This is a genomic window from Haloimpatiens myeolchijeotgali (genome assembly GCF_042688525.2).
Taxonomy (GTDB): Bacteria; Bacillota; Clostridia; order Clostridiales; family Clostridiaceae; genus Haloimpatiens.
The window spans coordinates 1,129,927-1,150,488 of record NZ_JBHWAB010000001.1 but is presented as its reverse complement, the minus strand read 5'-3'; the positions used below and the strand labels follow the sequence as shown (position 1 = coordinate 1,150,488).

General features: G+C 27.8%; 17 protein-coding genes and 1 pseudogene. 1 reads left to right on the top strand and 17 read right to left on the bottom strand.

Features of this window, described 5'->3' with window-relative positions; all coding sequences use genetic code 11:
• Positions 1-20 precede the first annotated feature (20 nt).
• The 4 genes from ACFIJ5_RS05105 to ACFIJ5_RS05090 all read right to left on the bottom strand — a co-directional run bounded on the left by ACFIJ5_RS05105 (position 21) and on the right by ACFIJ5_RS05090 (position 3,250).
• Positions 21-680 (bottom strand): DUF1292 domain-containing protein, encoded by a 660-nt coding sequence (locus ACFIJ5_RS05105; RefSeq protein ID WP_379804582.1) that lies wholly within the window; start codon positions 678-680, stop codon positions 21-23.
• Positions 681-754: 74 nt separating this feature from the next.
• Complete coding sequence (locus ACFIJ5_RS05100; RefSeq protein ID WP_379804580.1) at positions 755-1,396, bottom strand: PspA/IM30 family protein; 642 nt, start codon at positions 1,394-1,396, stop codon at positions 755-757.
• A gap of 58 nt (positions 1,397-1,454) precedes the next feature.
• Positions 1,455-1,871 carry an acyl-CoA thioesterase gene (locus ACFIJ5_RS05095; RefSeq protein ID WP_379804578.1) on the bottom strand — a complete coding sequence of 139 codons (417 nt, stop codon included), beginning with the start codon at positions 1,869-1,871 and terminating at the stop codon, positions 1,455-1,457.
• Between the two features lie 245 nt (positions 1,872-2,116).
• Positions 2,117-3,250 carry a hypothetical protein gene (locus tag ACFIJ5_RS05090; RefSeq protein ID WP_379804576.1) on the bottom strand — a complete coding sequence of 378 codons (1,134 nt, stop codon included), beginning with the start codon at positions 3,248-3,250 and terminating at the stop codon, positions 2,117-2,119.
• 421 nt (positions 3,251-3,671) lie between these two features.
• Here ACFIJ5_RS05090 and ACFIJ5_RS05085 point away from each other — a divergent pair, with 421 nt between their 5' ends.
• On the top strand, positions 3,672-4,904 hold the full coding sequence (locus ACFIJ5_RS05085) for a dicarboxylate/amino acid:cation symporter (protein ID WP_379804574.1): 1,233 nt from the start codon (positions 3,672-3,674) through the stop codon (positions 4,902-4,904).
• Between the two features lie 540 nt (positions 4,905-5,444).
• Here the strand turns inward: ACFIJ5_RS05085 and lepB are convergent.
• From lepB to ACFIJ5_RS05020, 13 genes and pseudogenes are all read right to left on the bottom strand, one after another.
• Positions 5,445-5,963, bottom strand: a complete 519-nt coding sequence (lepB, locus tag ACFIJ5_RS05080; RefSeq protein ID WP_379804572.1) for a signal peptidase I — start codon at positions 5,961-5,963, stop codon at positions 5,445-5,447.
• Between the two features lie 77 nt (positions 5,964-6,040).
• The gene (locus ACFIJ5_RS05075) at positions 6,041-6,703 is read right to left on the bottom strand and encodes a phosphatase PAP2 family protein (protein WP_379804570.1); all 663 of its coding nucleotides are present in this window, start codon (positions 6,701-6,703) and stop codon (positions 6,041-6,043) included.
• Positions 6,704-6,918: 215 nt separating this feature from the next.
• Entirely contained in the window at positions 6,919-8,235 is a 1,317-nt protein-coding gene (locus ACFIJ5_RS05070) for a nucleotide sugar dehydrogenase (RefSeq protein WP_379804568.1), read from the bottom strand.
• A gap of 110 nt (positions 8,236-8,345) precedes the next feature.
• Complete coding sequence (locus tag ACFIJ5_RS05065; protein WP_379804566.1) at positions 8,346-9,467, bottom strand: DegT/DnrJ/EryC1/StrS family aminotransferase; 1,122 nt, start codon at positions 9,465-9,467, stop codon at positions 8,346-8,348.
• A gap of 22 nt (positions 9,468-9,489) precedes the next feature.
• Positions 9,490-10,656, bottom strand: coding sequence for a DegT/DnrJ/EryC1/StrS family aminotransferase (locus ACFIJ5_RS05060; protein ID WP_379804564.1), 1,167 nt, complete (start codon positions 10,654-10,656; stop codon positions 9,490-9,492).
• Positions 10,657-10,964: 308 nt separating this feature from the next.
• On the bottom strand, positions 10,965-12,164 hold the full coding sequence (locus ACFIJ5_RS05055; protein WP_379804562.1) for a MerR family transcriptional regulator: 1,200 nt from the start codon (positions 12,162-12,164) through the stop codon (positions 10,965-10,967).
• Positions 12,165-12,325: 161 nt separating this feature from the next.
• Positions 12,326-13,264 (bottom strand): transketolase family protein, encoded by a 939-nt coding sequence (locus ACFIJ5_RS05050; RefSeq protein WP_379804560.1) that lies wholly within the window; start codon positions 13,262-13,264, stop codon positions 12,326-12,328.
• 11 nt (positions 13,265-13,275) lie between these two features.
• The gene (locus tag ACFIJ5_RS05045; RefSeq protein ID WP_379804558.1) at positions 13,276-14,097 is read right to left on the bottom strand and encodes a transketolase; all 822 of its coding nucleotides are present in this window, start codon (positions 14,095-14,097) and stop codon (positions 13,276-13,278) included.
• Positions 14,098-14,433: 336 nt separating this feature from the next.
• On the bottom strand, positions 14,434-15,696 hold the full coding sequence (locus ACFIJ5_RS05040) for a PTS ascorbate transporter subunit IIC (RefSeq protein ID WP_379804556.1): 1,263 nt from the start codon (positions 15,694-15,696) through the stop codon (positions 14,434-14,436).
• Between the two features lie 159 nt (positions 15,697-15,855).
• Complete coding sequence (locus ACFIJ5_RS05035; protein ID WP_379804553.1) at positions 15,856-16,134, bottom strand: PTS sugar transporter subunit IIB; 279 nt, start codon at positions 16,132-16,134, stop codon at positions 15,856-15,858.
• Positions 16,135-16,169: 35 nt separating this feature from the next.
• Positions 16,170-18,305: a BglG family transcription antiterminator gene (locus ACFIJ5_RS05030; protein ID WP_379804551.1), complete on the bottom strand. Its 2,136-nt coding sequence runs from the start codon at positions 18,303-18,305 to the stop codon at positions 16,170-16,172.
• Between the two features lie 528 nt (positions 18,306-18,833).
• Positions 18,834-18,995: pseudogene (glpT, locus tag ACFIJ5_RS05025) on the bottom strand (glycerol-3-phosphate transporter); the annotation flags it as partial.
• Between the two features lie 75 nt (positions 18,996-19,070).
• The gene (locus ACFIJ5_RS05020) at positions 19,071-20,477 is read right to left on the bottom strand and encodes an aminopeptidase (protein ID WP_379804549.1); all 1,407 of its coding nucleotides are present in this window, start codon (positions 20,475-20,477) and stop codon (positions 19,071-19,073) included.
• Between the last annotated feature and the right edge of the window lie 85 nt (positions 20,478-20,562).

The window sequence follows — 20,562 nt, the reverse complement described above, 5'->3', positions numbered from 1 at the left end:
ATTAACCCCTTTAAATATTTCTAATCCCCATAAGCATTATATAAAGATATAACATAATCAAGTTCTTCTTTATTCTCTATCTCTCCATATTGATCTTCAGAAATACCTGGATAATAATAAAGAATATACTTATCATCTTCATCATTTATATTTTCAATGATAATATATCTCTTGTCTAATTCTAAATTATGAACTATTCCTAACACCTTATACGTGCTATCTTCACCAGTATTATTATTAGTCAAATTTAAAGTAAAATTATCATAAACCGTAAAATTAACTTTTTCATGGTCACAATATTTTACTCTAGAATCCTGTACACATCCTATACAAGAATCAAACCCACATTCTGCACTACAATTTAAACACATACATTTACTACAATCCATAAGCTGTTTAAAGTCATTTTTATTACGCTTCTTATAATCTTCTAACAATCTTTTGTATTTCTCATCACTTCTAAATACATCTAATATTCCTTTTTTATCTGCCTCTCTATTGGCAGTATCTATTAATTCAATATATTCCTTTACTATAGGAAGTTTTGATACATATTTTCTTGTTTTTAGTTTATCTTTTTCAACAAAATCACTTATATTATCTACAGCATATACTATATCAGAATATAATTTTCCATATACTTTTTTTTCTCTCTCTGTATACTCAGCAATTTTATTCACTAACCCCATCCTCCTTAAAAACAAAAGCGGCAAAGCCGCATTTTGTTAATATGTTACACTACCATACTTAATTATTATCTATACTTTTCTAATTCAGATTCTAAGTCTACTTCTTCCAACTCTGCAAATTCATCTTCCAAAGATGTTTCCTTTAAATCTCCTAGCCCTTCTGCTAAAGCTTCTTTTTTCTGAATTTTTCTTTCTATATCATCAATTCTAATGTCATCTTTCTTAGTACTTACATTAGATATTATTTCATTAACTTTTTTACTAGCCTCAGCATTGTTAAATCTAGCAGCAGCTTCATCTCTATAAGAACGAGTCTTTTCTATTTCTTCTTGCAATTCTCTTAATCTTTTCTTTAATGTTTCTGCTTTTACTTTAGCTTGATCATAACTTGTCTTTAAAGAGTTGTAGTTTTTGTCAGCATCTATTTTCTTCTTTAAAGCTTTTTTAGCTAATTCTTCATTTTCCTTTGACATTGCTAATTTAACTTTTTTATCATAATCCTCTGATTCTTGTTTTGCTTTCTCCATTTTACTTTTGATTTCATGAACATTTCCTAATACTTGAGCAGAGGATATTTTAGCTTCATTTAAACTTTTTTCCATATCTCTTACTTTTTGATCTAATAATTCAATTGGATTCTCCATTTCATCTAATCTATCGTTTATTTTTGCTTTTGTCATATTCTTAATTCTAGAAAAAATACTCATTTAAAACTCCTCCTTATTATTCATGCACAGTAATATTATAACATATATAGCATTTCATTTACAGTACACAATTTCTTAATTTTTGCCACATTTCAGGTTTTTTCTTTTTTATATTTATTATTTTAAAGTCATTATTTACAAAAGGATGGGTTGTACTTCCTTTAGCTATAATTTTTTTATCTTTTTCTCTTACTACATTATAGTTAAATACTATCTTTGCTCCATTCATATCTTTTACCCAAGTTTGTATGATTAATTCATCTTCATACTTTGCACCTTCTATGTATTTGCAATAACTCTCTACCAAGGGAAGCATAATACCCTCCTTTTCCATATCACTATAAGTCATTCCAATACTAGCTATAAATTCTCCTCTACCAACTTCAAACCACGCATAATAATTTGAATGGTGAACTATTCCCATTTTATCTGTCTCTACATATCTTACTTTTATTTTTGTTTCATTTAAATACATATATATCACACCCCTTTCAAATATTTCTTATCTTTTAAAGTGTTTTCACTTTCTTTTTAAAATAGTTATTTTTATTTATTAATATTACATTAATAATTATATAACATAGTATTAATTAACTCAATTAGCATTAATAACTTTAGCTTACACAAAATACTAGTTAAGTACAATTATATTGATATTACTTTAATTCTCTTATGATATCTAAGTATTTAACATTTTTTCATTTTTTTCTGATTAAGCTATTATTTTCTTTTTAAAAATTCATTCAGATTACTACATATTAAAACAGGTTTATCATAATGAGTTAATCTCTTTAATTTTTCCACTATAGAAATATCAGGATTTACTACTATCATATTTTCTAATGTATTATCTTGAAAAGATTCAATAAGTAGTTTTCGTATAGCAAAATCAGTACTTGGAAATGAGTATCCTATAATTATTAATTTTTTACATTTTAATAAACTATTCTTTGCCTCACTCCAAAGTTTATTAATTATCCTTTGATTATAATTTTTATATATTACTGGTGTAATTATTAATGGTTCCACTATATACCTATTTAAATCAAATCCATCATTAAATTTCCAATTTTCATTTGCCAAAATTATTTTTTCATAGGTATTCTGTTTGTAGTTTTTACTATTTATAATATTATTCAAATCATACTTCTCTACTGGAATATATTTAAACCAATTTAATGAACCATGCAATTTTAATATTTTCCAATCATATAATTTATTACATGATAAACCATAATACTTTTCTCCTTCTATGTGACCTTCTATGTTAGAATGTTGAGGATAAACAATATCGAAATTTACACCATAACTCAATGCAGCATTCCAATTAAAATTACTATATAACATTTTTTCTTTGTTCTTACATGTCCCTGATACATATTCAATTATTTTTTCCAGATTACAATCATAATTAAAAGTAAGAATGGTTGGTTTTTCATTGTAAATATGTAAACCAAATTCTCTCATTAGTTGTGAAAAAACACTAAACTTTTCAAAATCAGATAAAAATTCCACAAACATTGTTTTAAGCATTGAATTTATTTTTAACAACTCAATAGCATCTTTTTTTCTACTTTCACCTACAGCATCCATAATTTGCAATTGCAAAAAAGTAAAACACTCCTGCAAATCGAACTCATATTTTAACAGATTATTCTTATCTAGTTTCCAATATTTTTTTATATACTTAAAAACAGGATACATTTTATTCATATATTCATCCTCATTATATTTTTTACTTTTAAGCATAGTCTTAAAAAAGTTTTTAGATAAAGGTGGATTTAAACCATCCCAATCTCTTATACATTGATTAAATCCTGCACCTATTATGTATACAGTATCACTCTTATTCATTACACCCTCCAACTCATGATATTTTATTCAAGATATATTATTATAATTCAACTTTCCCAGTACAAAAATACTATCTAGCGAAGGAAAATGATATATTGCGTAAGAAACATTTGAACAAAGTTTACAAGCAAGATATCATTTCCCGCAGCAATTGTTTTCCACTGAGAAAGTTGAGATTATAATATTTAGTTTTAACACTTTGTAAATTACTATGTAATATTACAATGGTTCATAAAATATAATTATATATAAGTATTAATTGATTAATTATACATTTTCGTGAAAGTATTTATTTTTTAAAATTCATTTTTCTATAAATTTCATTTGATTTTTCTCCATTTTGCATATATAATTATTTATTATTGTGAAAAATAATTAACTTAAAAATTCATTATTTAAAAAGGAGGGTGTATATTTTATCATGAAAAAAGGCAAAAAAAATCTTTTCAAAAATCTAGGTTTTTTAATTATTCTTGCAATGTTTTTAGGAATCATAGTTGGTCTTATAATGGGTAAAAAAGCTTCCATGTTTTCACCATTAGGTGATATCTTTATGCAGTTAATTAAAATGGTTGTAATCCCTTTAGTTGCTTGTTCTATTATTTCAGGAGCTGCATCTATTGGTGAATCAAAATCTGCAGGTAAAATTGGTATTTCTACTTTTGTGTACTATCTAAGTACAACTGCAGTAGCTGTAATTATAGCTTTAATTCTTGGAGAACTTACTAAACCTGGTATTGGTATATCAATGGATGCTGTAAAGTCTATGTTTTCAAATGAATATGCTGATAAAGGAACTATTCCAGGTTTTTGGGAAACTATAAAAGGAATTATTCCACAAAACCCTATAAAAGCATTAGTAGATGGAAACATCCTGCAAATTCTTTTCTTTAGTTTATTCTTAGGTTTTGGAATATCATCACTTTCAAAAGATACAAAAGAACATGTAATAAAAGTTTTTAATGGACTTACTGATGCACTTGTATTTGTTATAACAAAAATTATGTATATAGCTCCAATAGGTGTTTTTGCTTTAATGGCTGATGCAACTGGAACTTTTGGATATAAAATATTACTTCTAGTTGTAAAATTATTAGTAGTATATATAGTAGCATTATTGATTCATGCTTTTGGAATTTATTCTTTAGCACTTAAATTATTTTCTAAAATATCAATAGGTAAATTCTTCAGCAAAATATATAAAGCTCAATTAGTTGCTTTATCAACAGCTTCATCTATGGCTACATTACCTATAAATATGGAAATTTGTGAAAAAGAATTTGGAGTGTCTAAAGAAACAACTTCTTTTGTTCTTCCACTTGGCGCCACAATAAATATGGATGGTAATAGTATTTATTATGCATTAGCTGCATGTTTCTTTGCTCAATTATTTGGCATAGAACTTGGAATGACTCAATATTTAGCAATAATATTTACAGCCACAATTGGTTCTATAGGTCAAGCTGGAGTACCTGGACCATCTCTTTTGGTTGTTGCAGTTTTACTTTCTGCAAATATTCCTGTTACAGGACTTCCTTTACTATTTGGAGTAGACAGATTGTTTGATATGCTTAGAACAGCAGTTAATATTACTGGTGACGCATCTTGCGCTGTAATTGTCGATGGTATACGAAAATCTTCTGCAGAGGCATAATAAATCTTTAATAACTCAGCTTTCACAAATTCAGCAAAAATTTTTCTGTAAAAAAACATCCTTAACTATCAACTATAAACTTGTAATCTGTTAACTGATTAGAACTTGTTACTTAAGTTACACAATTCCTAACACTATAGATATATTTACTTCATAGGATGTATATAGTGCCATTAAATAAAAAGTATATAAGATTAAGGAATCCTTGAACGACATCTACATACTCTTAGTTTTACGAATTTGAAAAAAGTTATTTTTAAACTACTAATTCCTTTGGAATATTAATTTAAAAATCTTTTTTCAATATGAGTAAAACTTAGAGTACGTTATGAAAGTGAAGGATTCCTGTTCTTATACTACTTTTTATTTAATGGCTGCATACACTTATGGCAAAGAATTACTTTGTGAAGTGAGAAGTTTCAGAGCAATATATCATTTCCCGTAGCGACTATTTTCATATGCTAAAATTGAGTTACACATAAAGAAAAAACAAGCATGTTCTCAGTGAGATATGCTTGTTTTTCAATATTTATATTCTGCCTAATTTAATCTATTACCTTCTATTTTTAAAATATTAAATCTAAAAATTGCATGTCCTTTAATTTTTTTCATAGGTATTGTTCCTATTTCTCTACTATCCATACTATTCATCCTGTTATCACCTAATACAAACACGCAATCTTTATCTACCTTAATTTTCATTTCCGGTTGAGTTTCAGTGTTTTTATCTAAATAATCTTCGTTTAATTCTTTATCATTAACATACACTTTACCTTTTAAAATTTTTACTATATCACCTGGCAAACCAATAATTCTCTTAATATAACGGTCATCTTCGTTATCATAAGGTTTAAAAATAATTACTTCTCCTCTTCTGTAATTATGCATGTAATTGCTTATTCGTTCAACAACAACTCTGTCATTATTTTTTCCATTATTCAAAGTAGGTACCATAGACACACCTTCTACTTTAGTTATACCTACAACAAATGTTTGAATTGTAAACACAAAAACAAATATCATTATAAACTGTACTAAATCTTTCAATCTTTGTTTCACTTTTCTATTCTCCCCTCGTAATCCCACTATGTTGTTCACTTTCAGTAATTATAATCTTACCATATTTTACTTGTGTTTTAAAGTTTTCTACATTTCTTAATTATTAAAAGATATAGCTTTCTCTCAAGTAATACCACTTTTTCTTTATAAGGCATTGCAATTTTATAAAGTACTTCACTTAATATAATTGCTGAAATTATATCTAAAATAACATGTTGTTTTATTAACTCTGTTGATATAATAATAAGGATTGCTGATGTAATTACTATGCTCATATTCTTTGCATTCCTACATTTACAATCTAATATTCCTTTTATCATCAAATAGCTTGTAAGTACATGAATACTCGGAAAACAATTATAAGGATTATCTGTATTATATACAAACCTAAGAATTTTTGTTAATACATCATCACCTGAAACATTAGGCCTTGGAATTCCTGTTTGAAAAAAGAAATATATAATATAACAACTTATCAACCCCATAATCAAGCTAATCAAAACATTATAATAAGTTTTTTTATCTTTAAAACAAAGATATATCAATGTTCCTACTATAAAAGGATACCATGCTAAATATGGTATTACAAATATTTTAACTAATGGAATAGCTCTATCTATATCAGTAACAATATAACTTACTCCTCTTTGTGCATTATTTAATATAGGATAAACTATATTTACAATTGGAATTAATAAAATCATAAGCAGTGCTATAACATTTCTCTTTAATCGTCTCATTATGTTCCTCCTACAATTAAATAATAACTTACCACAATTATAAGTAGATATATAAATACATAATATTTTCTCTTTCATATATAATTATATCCATGATATCTTAAAAAAAACTTATATAAACCTTAAATTTTTCTTAAAAAAATAAAAAGTTGCTGTACAACAACTTTTTATTTTGATATACTAATTGGTTATTTACTGAAGTTTTAATTTTTTTATTATAATTTATATATTTTTTCTCTATTATTCTCAACTTCTTTAGTAGCATTTCTTGTATCATATAACACAGCTGATTCATTAACTATTCTTTGATAATCATAAGAGCTGTGAGCTGTTGTTATGATTACTATATCTGCTTCCTTTATTCCTTGTTCCCAATTTATAGAAGCATACTCTTTTCCTTTATGTTTGAAACTTGGTACATATGGATCATTGTACATAACATTTGCTCCATTTTTTTCTAAATGTTCTATTACCTTTAGTGCTGGAGACTCTCTCATGTCATCTATATCTTTTTTATATGCTACTCCTAAAAGTAATACTTTTGCTCCATTCATTGCTTTCTTTTCTTTATTTAATAATTTCATTGCATTATCTACTACAAATTCTGGCATGAAATCATTTATTTCTCCTGCTGTCTCTATTAATCTTGTATGATAATCATACTCTCTTGCTTTATATGTTAAGTAGAATGGATCTAGTGGTATGCAATGTCCCCCAAGTCCTGGACCTGGATAAAATGCCATAAATCCATATGGTTTTGTTTTTGCTGCTTCTATTACTTCCCATATGTCTATACCCATTTTTTTGCATAGTATTGCCATTTCATTTGCAAGTCCTATATTTATATGTCTAAATGTATTTTCTAATATTTTTTCCATTTCTGCTACTGCTGGACATGATACTTCAAATATTTCTCCTTCTAATACATTTCTATAAAGCATTGCTGCCACTTTTGTAGAATCTTCTCCACATCCTCCTACTACTTTTGGAGTGTTTTTAGTCTTATATAATTTATTACCTGGATCAACTCTTTCTGGTGAAAATGCTAAAAAGAAATCTTCTCCACATTTTAATCCTGATTCTTCTAATATTGGTTTTACTATTTCTTCTGTTGTTCCTGGATATGTTGTGCTTTCTAATACTACAAGCATTCCTTTATGTAAATACTTTGCTATATCCTTTGTTGAACTTACAACATATGATACATCTGGTTGTTTAAATTTATCTAATGGAGTTGGAACTGCTATTGCTACTGCATCCACATCTTTTACAAAACTAAAATCTGTTGTAGCTTTTAATCTTTCTCCCTCTACAAGCTTGATTAATTCATCATCTACTACATCCCCAATATAATTATGTCCTTCATTTACCATATTAACTTTTTTTTCTTGAACATCAAATCCTATTACTTTATATCCTGCCTTAGCTTTTTCTACTGCTAAAGGAAGTCCTACATAGCCTAATCCTACTACTCCTATTACAGCTTCTTTATTTTGTATTTTTTCTATTAACTGTTTTGCTAATGGATTCATAAAAATCGTCCCCTTCTATTTTAAACTTAAAGTCAGATTACATTGTCAAAAATATCACAAATAAATTTTTATTAACCGGCAAAAGCCTTTTTAGGCCTTTGCCAGAAATATTATTTCTTATAGAATTTCTTTATAGTATCACAAACAAATTCAACTTCTTCTTCTTTTATCTCAGGATATATAGGTAATGCAAGTATTTTTTGTGATACCTTTTCTGCTACTGGAAAATCTCCTTTTTTATATCCTAAATAACTAAAACATTTTTGAACATGTAATGGTCTTGGATAATATATACTGTGTCCAATCTCATTTTCCTTTAAATACTGTGCAAGTTCGTCTCTTTTTTCTGATAATATATTAAACACATAATAAACAGACTTTTGATCACCTTTTATTTTTGGTATTTTTAGTCCTTCGCAATCACTTAATCTTTCCATATATAATTTAGCTATTTTTTCTCTCTTTTTAATAGCTTCATTGATATATTTCAATTTTACAAGTAAAATTGACGCTTGTATTGTATCAAGTCTTGAATTATATCCAATATAATCATAATGATATTTTTTTGAAGCACCGTGAACTCTAAACATTCTAGCTTTTTCTGCAAGTTCATCATTATTAGTTATAATCATTCCCCCATCACCATACGCTCCTAACGTTTTTGTTGGGAAAAATGAAAATACTCCCATGTCACCTATAGAACCTGAATGTTTATAAGTTTCTCCATTTCCTTTCCATCTCATGCCAAATGCCTCTGCTGCATCTTCTAATACTCTTAAATTATGTCTATTTGCAATATCCATTACCTTATCCATATCAGAAATCTGAGAAAATAAATGTATAGGAAGAATACCTGCTGTATTTTCTGTTACTTTCTCTTCAATTTTATTTGCATCTATATTAAAAGTTTCTTCATCTATATCTACAAATACAGGTTTAGCTTTATGTTTTGCTATACAAGAAGTTGATGCCAAAAATGTAAACGGTGAAGTAATTACTTCCTTTCCCTCTTTAAAACCAAGTATATCTGAAGCTATCACTAAAGCATCAGTTCCAGATGCTACTCCAATAGCATGTTTAGCTCCTGTAAACTCTTGTATGGCCTTTTCAAAATCTTTTACTTCCTTACCTAAAGTTGAAATTCCTCTTTCTATAACTGATTTTATGGCATTATCAAACTCTGCTTTTTTTTCATTATATTCTCTTTGAGAAGTATAAAAATTTACTTTCATAATATTGTCATCTCCTTCTTACTTATATAATCTCTTCAACTGCTTTAATAAATTCTTCAACTACGTACTTTGCATCTTCTAATTCAAGTTTTGAATATACAGGTAGTGAAATTTCATTTATATATTGTTTATATGCATTTGGATAATCCTCCATGCGATATCCTAAATTCTTATATACAGTTAAAAGTGGTAATGGAATAAAGTGAACATTAGTAGCTATATCTTTTTCTGCAAGCACTTGTATAACTTTATTTCTTTGTTCCTCATTAAATCCTTTAATTCTTAGTGGATACAAATGATACGATGTTTGTTTTTCACTATCTTTTTCAAATGGAAGAATTGACCATTCTTTATCTTTAAGCGCTTCATTATATATGTTAAATATCTCTTCTCGTCTTTCTAACATTTTATCATAACGTTTAAGTTGTTCAACACCTATAGCTGAATTTATGTCTGTCATATTACATTTACATCCATCAGTTATTACATCATATTTCCATGCTCCAGCTTTCATTTTTGATAATGCATCTTTTGATTGGCCATGAAGTGATGTAATTTTAAATTCTTTTTTCAAATCCTCTCTGCCAAAATCTTTATCAAAAGTAACTGCTCCACCTTCAGCAGTAGTTAAATTCTTTACTGCATGAAATGAAAACACATGAAAATCAGCTTGGCTTCCTACTCTTTTTCCTTTATATTTAGCTCCAAAAGAATGTGCTGAGTCTGATACATAAATAATGTCTTCTCTATTTTTTGATTTAAGAATTTCTCTTATTTTATCATAATCTACAGGAACACCTGCAAAGTCAACAGTAAAAATTGCTTTTGTTTTGGGTGTAATTGCATCTGCTAATTTTTCCATATCGATAACAAAGCTTCCTTCTTTTACATCTACAAATTTAGGCTTAATCCCTCTATGAACAATTACACTAGCTGTAGCTGTATATGTATATGGAGTAGTTATTACTTCATCTCCTGGTTTTATATCAAAAGCTTTTAAAACTAGCTCCATTCCTGCAGTAGCACTAGAAACAGTTACTGCTTTATTACATTCACAATACTGTGCAATTTTTTCCTCAAATTCTGCTGTTTTTGGACCTGTTGTAATCCATCCTGATTTTAAAACTTCAACTACTGCATTTATTTCATTTTCTGTTATATCTGGTGGTGAAAAAGGTATTTTTTTCATATCATATCTTCCCTTCTTAATTTTTAAGTAATTTTAAAAAACCCTTACTCAACTTTCACAGCAAGAAAATACCATCCAGCGAAGGGAAATGATATATTGCGTAAGAAACATTTGAGCAAACAATTAGTAATTCTTGGTCTAAAAATTTATTATTACGTTAAGAAAAACTCATTGTTTGAGTGTAGCGAGTTTGAGTTTTTTAGTAATAATAAATTTTTAAACCTTAGAATTACTTTGTGAAGTGAAAGGTTTCAGAGCAATATATCTTTTCCCGCAGCGACTATTTTCACTTGCCAAAGTTGAATAATTTATTTTCTAGCCTGAAAGAAACCAGTATCTTTAGTTATATAAATACCACTCTCTTTGTGAATTCTATTTTCTAAATAAATCATAAGTTCCTTTAATCTTTCCTCATCAAAATTTTCTCTTACATTGCCAGGCATAGAAAAAATATAATCTACTAATGGTTCTGGTTTCGTCACATTTAAACTATCTTCATATCTTTTTAGTTTAATGTTATTAAACCACTTTTCTAATTGTTCAAATCCATTTTCAAGCTGAAAATCTGAAGTACTTTCCCAACTTTTTGATGTTAATGCTTCTGATTTAAACTTACCTATAATATCTCTCATCTCTGCCATATGATTTTTTCCTACTGTAGAAGCATAAAAATAACCATTTTTTTTAAGTACCCTAGTAATTTCTGAAAATGCTTTTTCTATATCATCAACATGATATAACATATGGTTAGCTATAACTACATCAAACCTAGAATCTTCAAAAGGAATTTTCTGTGCATCTACTATTTTAAATTTAAACCTTTTTGCACTTTTCCCTAAATTTCTTTTAGCATCATTTAGCATGCCCTTTGAAAAATCTGTAAGAATAATATTCCATCCATTTGGTATTCTATCCAAATTTTTCGTCCATAAACTAGCATCTCCACAACCTAATTCAAGTATTTTTGCATTTTGAGGAATATTTAATTGATGGAAAAACCATTCCATCCATCCACTCTTGTTAACACTAAATTCCTCATGAATTCTTATTCTAGCTCTTAAATTAGAGGCATTTTCATATTGTTGTAACAATTTTTTATCCAATTGTATTACATTTATTATATTTGTGAACTTATCCCAGTTAATAATATCATTATTACTTGCAGTTTCTAAAGCCTCATCTATTGCTTTCATAACCATATAAGTATGATATATTTTATCTTCCATTATCTTTTTTTGAATTTCTAAGGATTTTTTAAAATCTTGTTCATTAACATCATATTTAATTATTTTTTTTATTTCATCTAATGAAAGCCCTATAAATTTCAAAGTTAAAATTTTTTGAAGCTTTGCAAAATCTTGCTTATTGTATAACCTATGACCAGATTTATTATAAGAACATGGTTTTAATAATCCTATATTATCATAATATCTCAATGTCCTCAATGTAACACCTGCTTTTGAGGAAAATTCACCTATACCTATTAACTGAGATTTACTTTCCTTCACTTTTATCACCTCTATATAAATTATTATAATACATTACGTAACGTAAGTTGCAATATCTATTTTATACTATTATAAAAATTTTTCAAAAAACTTATAAAATTACGTATCAGGATAGATAATCAAAAAAATTCAGCAATTAAAAAATTGCTGAATTTTTCACACTACTTTTTACCTATAACTTCCTTAACCGCTTTAATAATATCACAAAAAGTCATATTATATTTCTTCTTTAAATAATCCAAGCTTCCAACTTCACCAAAGTGATCTTGAACACCTATTCCTTTTAATGGAACAGGACATTCTTCTATTAATACCTCTGATACTGCACTTTTAAGTCCACCAATTACATTATGATTTTCACAAGTTACCACTGCTCCTGTTTTTCTTGCTGATTTTACTATTGTCTCTTTATCAATAGGTTTTATTGTATGCACATTTATAACTTCAGCTTCTATACCTTCTTTCTTTAATTCTTCTGCTGCTTTTAAAGCTTCTGGTGTCATAATTCCTGAAGCAAATAAAGTTACATCTCTTCCCTTTTTTATACAATCTGCTTTAAATAAATTAAATTCGTAATTTTCATCAAATATAACAGGTGTTACTTTTCTAAATAATCTTATATAAATTGGTCCATTATATTGAATTATTTTTGGAAGAGACTTTTTCAGTTGTACAATATCAACTGGTTCAAAAATCACCATATCTGGTATACTTCTAAGTACTCCTATATCTTCCATACTCATATGCGTACCACCATTTAATTGTGCTGCTATTCCTGGTGCTGTTCCTAATATTTTAACGTTTTGTTTGGCATACGCTATTGAAATAGCAATTTGATCACATATTCTTCTACTTGCAAAAGGAGTAAAAGATGCTATAAAAGGTATACATCCATAAGCAGCCATACCTGCTGCTATCCCTGCCATATTTTGCTCTGCAATTCCAACTTCAAAAGCCCTTTCTGGATATTTCTTTCTAAGTGGTAAAGTACCATTAGGTTTAGCTAAATCTGCATCTAATACTATTATTCTTTCATCTTTTTCCATTAATTTCTCTAGCTCTTTGCATAAAACTTTTCTCATTTCTATACCTTGACCCATGAAACTCCCCCCTATTCTAATTCCTCTAAAGCTCTAACTCTTTGTTCTTCTGTAATTGATGTACTATGATTAGCATCGCCCATTGCTTCTATAAATGAAACACCTTTCCCCTTTACAGTATTTAGTATTATCATTGTAGGCTTTTCTTTAGTATTTTTAGCTTTTTCTATAGCTTCATAAATTTCTAATACATCATGTCCATTTACACTTATTACATTCCATCCAAATGCTTGCCATTTTTTATCTATAGGTGATATATCCATTATTTCCTTAACAGTACCATCTAATTGAATTTTATTATAATCTGTAAAAGCAATTAAATTATTCAATTTAAAATTTGCTGCTGACATAGCCGCTTCCCAAATTTGTCCTTCTTGAACTTCTCCATCTCCTACCATACAATAAATATATGCATTATCTTTCTGTAATTTTGAAGCTTTTGCCATCCCTACAGCACAAGATAAACCTTGTCCTAAAGATCCCACTGTCATATCTATCCCCTTTGTTCTATTCATATCACAATGACTAGGTAAATTAGTTTCAGGTTTATTTAATGTATCCAATTCAGATAATGGAAAAAAGCCCTTATCTGCCAATACAGCATAAACTGCTGGTCCAGCATGTCCTTTTGACATTATAAATCTATCTCTAGCTTTCATATTAGGATTATCAGGATTAATATTCATTTCCTTATAATATAAAACTACCAAAGTTTCTACAGCAGAAAGACTCCCTCCAATATGACCTTGTCCAAGTTTAGCTATTTCATTAATTATTAACTTTCGTATATATTTACTTTTTTCATCTAAAAATTTTATTTGATCTTTATCCATATTTGTAATCCTCCTTTTCTGTATGCTAAATAATTTCACCAAAGCCTTAAAAAGAAAATTATCGGATTTGCCACCCTTAGATGACAAATCCAAATTTATTTAATTAGTTATTAATATAATTTTTTTCTATTTACATATTTACTATAAAAGAAATATATATTAAAATCATAGTTGAGTTTATTTTTAATTTATTTTGGTTAGATAAAGAGGGTTCTTGGCTTCAAATGAAGTTTAGAAGCCCTTATCCATGATTCTAGTACCGCCTAACTCTCCTCCCCAAAGGAGAGTTTTAGCGGTAGTAAACATGGAATAAAATTTTATCTAACTATTTTTTTATTAATGTACAAATAATTTTAATATATTACCAAGAATGATACCTACTACACCAAAATCTGCATCACTAAATGTAGCATTAGCATATCCTAAATTGCCAAGTACAGGTAATAGTAATACTGGTAAGAATGTTATAAGTAAGCCATGTGCAAAAGCACCTAATACTGCACCTTTTCTTCCACCAGTTGCATTACCAAATACACCTGCAGTAGCACCACAGAAGAAATGAGGTACAACACCTGGAAGAATGACAGGGGCTTTTAACACTATTAAAATAAACATTCCTACAATTCCTCCAACAAAACTTGATAAGAAACCTATAAGTACTGCATTTGGAGCATATGGAAATACTACTGGGCAATCAAGTGCTGGTTTTGCATTTGGTACCAAAGTCATTGCTATACCTCTAAATGCTGGAACTATCTCTGCAAGTATTAATCTTACACCTGCAAGTATAATATAAACACCACCTGCAAATGTTATTGCTTGTATAATTGAAAAGACAATGAAATTTTGACCACCACTTAATTTAGATTCTACAAAGCTTGGTCCACATGCTACAGCAACTATTATATAAAGTATACCCATAGTTAAACTTATTGCTACTGAACTATCTCTTAAAAATGCTAATCCTTGAGGAAATTTCATATCTTCTGTTGATTTAGAATCTTTTCCTACTAATTTACCAACTCCTGCTGCAAGTAAATATCCAGTAGTACCAAAATGTCCAAAAGCTACATCATCTGTCCCTGTAATTTTTCTCATTACTGGTTGAGCTAATGCTGGGAAAATTGCCATTATAAGTCCTAATATTATTGAGCCTGTGATTACTAATGAAGTTCCTGCCATTCCTCCAGCCACTAATATTGCAGCTATCATACATGACATATAAAGAGCATGATGTCCTGTTAAAAATATATATTTAAGTTTTGTAAATCTTGCTATTAAAATATTAACTAACATACCAAAAGCCATTATCAATGCTGTTTGTGTACCATAAGTTTTAAGTGCTAATGCAACTATTGCTTCATTATGTGGTACAATTCCTCTTATTCCAAATCCTTGTTGAAACATTGTTCCAAAATGATTTAATGCTCCAACTGCTACTGTTGCTCCACCACCAAGTACTAAGAATCCAAGTATAGTTTTAATTGTTCCTTTAAAAATATCAGATTTTGATTTCTTTTGAGCTATTAAACCTATCATTGCTATTAAACCAACTAGTATAGCTGGAGTACTTAGAATATCCAATATTAACTTTAACATATTATTCCTCCTTCGTTTATTTATTTATTATAGAATTTTAAAAATAAAATTCTATTTAATCTTATTTGTATAATTATTAATCGCCTTTTAACTCTCTATGTACATGATACCTAATATAATTCATTAGGTATCATGTATTAACATTCATATTTTTCTACTTTATAATAGTCCTTTTTTATTAAGATACTCTGTTAATTTATCTTTTAGTTCACCCATATCAATCATATTATTTAAAGAAATAACATCTCCTAAAGAAGTCATTTGACTAGCTATATCTCTTGTTCCTACATAAACATCTGCTTTTATACCTGCTGCTGATGACAAATCTGAATGGTCAACTTCAGCATCAAAGTTTAACTCTTTCAATACTTTCTTAATATTCATTTCAATCATAAAACTACTTCCAAGTCCACTTCCACAACACACTAATATTTTCATTTATATCTCCTCCTTATATTTAGATAACGTATTTATTATTTCTTAGAATATTTATTTATTATTTTTAAAAGCTCTTCTTTATTTGATGCTTTCATTACCTTTTTTAAATCATCACTATTCATAAATAACTCCATAAGTTGAGCTAATGCCTTTAAATGACTTTCATTATCTTTTGCTGCCAAAGTAATTACTAATTTAACTGGATCATTTGTACTACTTCCAAATTCAATTGGTTCTTTTAATGTTATTAAACTCATAGAAAGTTTGTCTACTCCATTTTCTGGTCTAGAATGAGAGAGAACTATTCCTGGTGCCACAACCATATATGGTCCAACTTCTTCAAAACTTGTAAATATAGCCTTCTCGTATGATTCTTTTATACATCCTTTTTTCAACAATATATTTGTACCTGCTTTTATAGCTTCTTTCCAATTAGAACATTCTACGTTTAATTTAATAACATCTTTGGTAAGTAAATCATTAAGCATGTAAACAACCCTTCTTTCTAAAATATTTTGTCGATTTCTTTTTAATTCATATAAAAACTCCAGCTGAAGCTGCTGCTTATCATGTATATCACAATATTGTTCTGTAATATTTATTAACCTATTTACTAAATATTCATTAAAACCATCTTTGGGTTTATATTTAATTTGTAAATATTTTTCAAGCTTTTCATAATCATTCTTAAGTAACATAGGACTTATCTTTATATAATCTTCTTTATTACAATCTGGTATTTCAATTGTACTTATTATATAATCATAATCCTTACGGTTTAAATTTTTAACAGCTCTATATGACATAGTATCAACAACTTCTACATTAAATTCTTTAGATATCTGAGAAGCTACCATATTTGCAGTTCCAATACCTGTACCACATACTAAAATAATCCTTGTTTTTCGCTCTAAGTCTTTTTTTACATTTTCAAAGGCTGCCGCATAATGAAGAGTTATATAAGAAACTTCCTGATTATTAACTTCAGCTCCTATATATTCCTCCAAATACCTTATAACTGATTTAGTATTCATAAATAATGTATTGTATTTTGTGATAATTTCATCATAAAGTGGATTTTCAAGTTTAAGACCAAACTTTATTCTATAAATAGAAGGTCTTAAATGTAGTACAAGGCTTTCTATTATTTTAAGCTTCTTATTTTTAAAATTTACATTATATATTTTTTCAATTTCTTCTGTCATTTTTTTAACTATATCGTACAAATCATCATATTTACAATTTTTCAAATCATACATGTGATTTGTTTTTAAAACTTTAGCTCCTAATAAATGTAATGCTATATAACCTGTTTCTTCTGCTGGTACATGAATATTATATTTATCCTTTATTTTGCTTATTATTTTCTTAGATACATCATATTCTTTATATTCTTTTACCATATTCAAATCCACTTCAGGTAAATATATATTTTTATTTAATTGAATTCTTTTTATCATAATAGCCATATGTGTTATTAAGTTCCCATAAGCTTCATCGCTAAATTCTTTGCCTAACTCTTTTTCTGCCTCTATCACAAGATCATTTAAAAAATCTACATCGACCTCCGAAAAAAGAACTTCAAACTGCAAATTATTAATTTTAGATTGTACCATTTTTCTATTTATGTAATTAAATATATCTGTAGTAGAAATCGTTTCCGAGGCAACTTCTATTATGGCCTTTCTTTTTTCTATTTCACTACCTTCAATATAAATCCCAACTCTTGGTTTACGTATTAAAAAAAGATTTTTCTTAAAAAGCCAATTTTCTATACAATCCATTTCTTTTAATATAGTATTTCTAGATACGCATAAAATTTCTTCAAAATAATTTAGTTTTACAGGTGAACTAGCTTGTAACAATTTTGTTATTATGAATTTAGTTCTCTCATCCTTAGAATAAGAATACTTAAATGGAGTATTCGTATTAACAAATTTATTAAGAAATTTATCTATACCTTTATTTTTGGGTATTCTTACTCCTTTTACATGGTGTCTATCTAAATATCCAAATCCATTTTTAACAAAAATCTTCTCAATTTTGTCAATATCGTATCTTATAGTTCTATTAGTGACATTATATTTATTTGCAAGTTCACTTACTTTAACAAACTCCTCTTTTTTTATGAGGTATTGAATTATTTCTATACTCCTTTTATTTAATTCCATATTCATCATCCTTTGACTAGTCTTTCGGAAATTTTTAAATTATTTATTATGAAATTATTTTTCTGTGTATGCTTTATACTAGAATTAATACCATTTTATTGCATTTATTTCATGTTTGCATTTCGTTTACAATTACATTGTATAACATTTTTTAAGTAAATAATATACTTTTTCTGTATTATATGCTTCCACTTATTTCGGAAAAAATGAACTTTATATAAAAGAACAAAAGCCTATATTATATAAAAACCTTTCACTTTAGTAAGAAATTATAAATTTACATGGTACAATTTCACACAAACCTGTTATGTATTTAATTTACTTATCTTTAATGAAATAAATTATTTCAAAAAATTTATCATTTATTTGATAATAAAAAAACATATAAACTGTAAACTAAAAATACAGTTTATATGTTTTTTATATGAATTCATAATTATTTTATGCAGCTTGTATGTTCTCAGAATTATTAGATCTATCATGTACATTCCATGTAAATGATAAAAATATTATTGCAAATACAGAAGATATCATAAGAAGGATAAATCCTCCGCCAATATTATGTGCAGTATTCCAAATAGACATTTTTACTCCACGTTCTTTATCTGAAAACCAATGGGTCATAGTTCTTCCACAAGGTGGCCATCCCATACCTTGAAACCAAACATTAAAAAGCATGAAAATAAACATCAGAGAACAAAAAATACTGAAGCTACTAAACTTTAAGTAACTTCAGTATTTTTATTATTATCTATTTAAATTATATTAAGCTTCTAATAAAAATGCATAATATGCTCTTTCAGCTTCATATATATCAGCTTTACTTGCAACTTCCCATGGAGCATGCATATTGTGAAGAGCTATACCTGAATCTATAACTTCCATATTATATTCAGCAAGAATATATGCTATAGTTCCACCACCGCCTTGGTCTACTTTACCAAGTTCAGCTGTTTGCCATGAAACATTATGTTTTTCCATTATACTTCTAAGTTGTGCTATAAACTCTGGATTAGCATCGTTACATCCGCCTTTTCCTCTAGCACCAGTATATTTATTAAATACAATACCTTTTCCAAAATAAGCACTATTTTTCTTTTCCATTACATCTGGATAATTTGGATCAAAAGCAGCACTTACATCTGAAGATAACATTTTAGAATTTTTAAGAGATCTTCTAACTTTTAATTCGCTATAATCTCCAACTAAATTTATAACTTCTGCTACTGTATTTTCAAAGAACTTAGAATGCATACCAGTGGCACCAACACTTCCTATTTCTTCTTTGTCTACAAGTAATGTTACACAAGTCTTATCTGGATTTTTTACATCCATCATAGCTTCAAATGAAGTATAAGCACAAATTCTATCATCATGACCATATGCCATTACCATACTCTTGTCTAATCCATAATGTCTAGCTTTTCCTGCTGGAACAACTTCTAATTCTGCTGAAACAAAATCTTCTTCATCTATGCCATATTTTTCATTTAATAGTTTTAAAATATTTGCCTTTACTCTATTCTTTGCATCTTTATCCTCTATTGGAATGCTTCCAAATAAAACATTTAATTTTTCACCTTCCACACCTTGTGCAAGAGTCTTTTTCATTTGGTCTGCAGATAAATGTATTAGAAGATCTGATATTCCAACTACTGGATCATTTTCATCTTCTCCAATTACTACATTTACAGTTGTACCGTCCTTTTTAACAAGTACACCATGTATAGCAAGTGGTAAAGTAACCCATTGATATTTTTTAACTCCACCATAATAATGAGTTTCAAGTAATGCTAAATCACTATCTTCATATAATGGATTTTGTTTTAAATCTAATCTTGGAGAATCAACATGAGCACCAAGTATTCTCATTCCTTTTTGTAAAGGCTCTTTACCTATTACAAATAATGCTAGAGTTTTTCCCATGTTATTTGCATAAACTTTATCTCCTGCTTTTAGAGAAACACCTTCACTAGCTAGTGTATCTAAATTTTTATATCCTGCTTTTTCTGCAAGATTTATAAATTCATTTACACATTCTCTTTCTGTTTTACACTCTGACATAAAGTTTATGTATCTGTCTGATAATGCAAATAATTTTTTTAAATCTTCTTGGTTATATTTATCCCAAGCTAATTCATATTTTTTTTCTAAAGATTTGTTTTGTGACATTTTCTCTCCCCCCTAAAAAAACATATATGTTACACGTCTATTGTACTAAATTATATCAAAAAATACAAATATAAAATAATTATTT